Genomic DNA, 2,408 nt, shown 5'->3' on the forward strand with positions numbered 1-2,408 from the left:
ACTGGGATAAGATCCGCCAGATGGTGTATAGCGTAAATACGTATATCCGTAATTAGACGTGCCTCGCTTGCGTTTTCCTGAGGAAGCAGCACGGAATCGAATCCCTCTCGCTTGGCCAGATCAACCATGGACAACACCCCATTTACAGAACGAATGCTGCCATCCAGCGCCAGTTCGCCAATAAACAGCGTTCGTTCCCCCACTGGCAAAACAATCTGTTCACTGGTTGTCAGCAAGCCTAAAGCGATGGCAAGATCAAAAGATGAGCCTTCCTTACGCAAATCAGCAGGAGCTAAGTTAATCGTGATACGCTGGGATGGATATTTGAATCCGCAGTTTTTGATTGCTGCTCTCACACGCTCTACTGCCTCTCGAATGGCTGAATCCGGCAATCCGATTATCGCAGTTTGAGGCAAGCCATTGGACAAATCAGTCTCAACTTCGATCAGAACGCCATCTATCCCATATAGACACGCTCCATGTAATTTTCCATACATATCAAAAAAGCACCTCTCCTCATATTGAAATGTCCCTCTCGGGAATCATTGCCTATATGAAAAAAGGTGCTTCCAAATTTTCATTCATTGCAAATATAATGTTTTAAATTTAGCTCTCAATCCTAATTTCAAACCCTCAACTAAGCTTATCTGACGACAGATTATTTGTCAATCAAGGTTAGCTTATCGGCTGCTGGAGTACGTGGTCTTGATTCCGGGGTTCGTCCAAATCAAGTTTGGACAGCACTTCAACCAGCGCAGCATCCTCCTGAACAGGAACCATGTTCTTTGGCTTTTTCTAAAATGCTATCCGCAATGCGACCGCTCCCCTTGGCAACGACAATCGGCGCTTCGCTCTCACCGGGCGTATATTTAAGGGCGACCTGCGGATGAGCATCGTTTTTCTAGCACCCGGCCGTCCCATAAGAAGGATATTATGATACATTTTCACGCATTGAAAAACCAAGTAATATCAAGGGTTTGACGATACTAAGCGGTTTTCCTTTCGGTGGGAGATCGCTTTTTTCTTTTAGGCTCTATTAAACACATTTGTGATTTTCTTATAATTTCATAAATACTATTAATTTAAAATTTATCAGGAATGATGTATTGTCGAGTTTACTTTCCACGATGATGTAACTCTAAAAAGAAGACAAGTAAGCCGTCTCCCTTTCGGTCGGCGCGAAGAGGAGAAGCCGAAGGCTTGACGAGCGTTTCCTATTGCCGTACGCGAGAGTGCGATTTCCATTCTTTATTGATTTTCTTTACCCTAACTAAAGGATGGATCATCATGGATAACTGCGTTCTCCGATAGATAAGTCTGATGAGAAATTGAAGGAACAAAAAAACCTGAGAGGTCAGGACTTTTTGCTCTGTGCGCTGCCGCGAATTCGACATTTTATTTCCACGTAGTGGCGGGAGTTTTCAGTTTTCACCCGTGAGAAGTGCGTTCAGCAGGTCTAACGATTAGAAAACCACGACTGAAAGTCGTATATTGAGGGGACTACCCCAGCCAGTATTCCCACGTACAATTACTATACCGTCGTCATGCGGAACGACGTTATGGATCGTCATGGTAGCAGCTCCTTGAAACGGCTTAACTTGACCGCCAAAAATACCAATTTCCGTGATCGAGACAAGTACCCTACTTGAGGAATTAACAAACCCAGCCAGGTTCAAGCGACTTTGGAACAAATTCGGACCTACATTGTTGATACTAAAAATGAATGCGGTACCTGCTTTAGTTCTTAGGCGACGCGTAGGTTTCAGAATTTTTCTAGAAGAATTTACTTTTCCCATTCGAATCAACTTCCCTTCTTTTGTAATAATATAGAATATGCTAGTTTTTATAGAATCGAAACAGACAAACAGATTGGAAAAAATGACCATCTTTATCAGTAGGCAATAAAAAAAGCCCCGCGATGTCAGGGCTATGCTCGTAAACTTGATTGAAGTGAGCGAACGAAAAACGACGGAGAGCTGCTCAAGCGGATTGCCACGCTACAAATGAAGATCAAGGAACTCCATCACTTGGCCGTCTGGGGTGCCTTGTGCATGATCATTAACTGGGATAAGATCCGCCAGATGGTGTATAGCGTAAATACGTATATCCGTAATTAGACGTGCCTCGCTTGCGTTTTCTTGAGGAAGCAGCACGGAATCGAATCCCTCTCGCTTGGCCAGATCAACCATGGACAACACCCTATCACACAGGGCGAATGCTGCCATCAAGCGCCAGCTCGCCAATAAACAGCGTTCGTTCCCCCACCGGTAAAACACCTGCTCACTGGTTGTCAACAAGCCTAAAGCGATGGCAAGATCAAAAGATGAGCCTTTCCTTACGCAAATCAGCAGGAGCTAAGTTAATCGTGATACGCTGGGATGGATATTTGAATCCGCAGTTTTTGATTG

Annotated in this window: 3 protein-coding genes and 1 pseudogene; all 4 read right to left on the reverse strand. The window is 44.3% G+C overall.

The window, feature by feature from the left end; genetic code table 11:
• The coding region (locus HFE01_RS26235) for a magnesium chelatase domain-containing protein (protein ID WP_279288083.1) at positions 1–497 on the reverse strand (497 nt) is incomplete at its 3' end.
• A 220-nt stretch (positions 498–717) separates the two neighbouring features.
• A pseudogene (locus tag HFE01_RS26240) lies at positions 718–880 on the reverse strand (EscU/YscU/HrcU family type III secretion system export apparatus switch protein); the annotation flags it as partial.
• Between the two features lie 1,117 nt (positions 881–1,997).
• Positions 1,998–2,297, reverse strand: a complete 300-nt coding sequence (locus tag HFE01_RS26250) for a hypothetical protein (RefSeq protein ID WP_243208280.1) — start codon at positions 2,295–2,297, stop codon at positions 1,998–2,000.
• A 19-nt stretch (positions 2,298–2,316) separates the two neighbouring features.
• Entirely contained in the window at positions 2,317–2,406 is a 90-nt protein-coding gene (locus tag HFE01_RS27830; RefSeq protein WP_279287985.1) for a magnesium chelatase domain-containing protein, read from the reverse strand.
• Positions 2,407–2,408: the final 2 nt, after the last annotated feature.

This window comes from Paenibacillus sp. EKM10P, assembly GCF_011800655.1.
Lineage (GTDB): Bacteria > Bacillota > Bacilli > Paenibacillales > Paenibacillaceae > Paenibacillus > Paenibacillus polymyxa.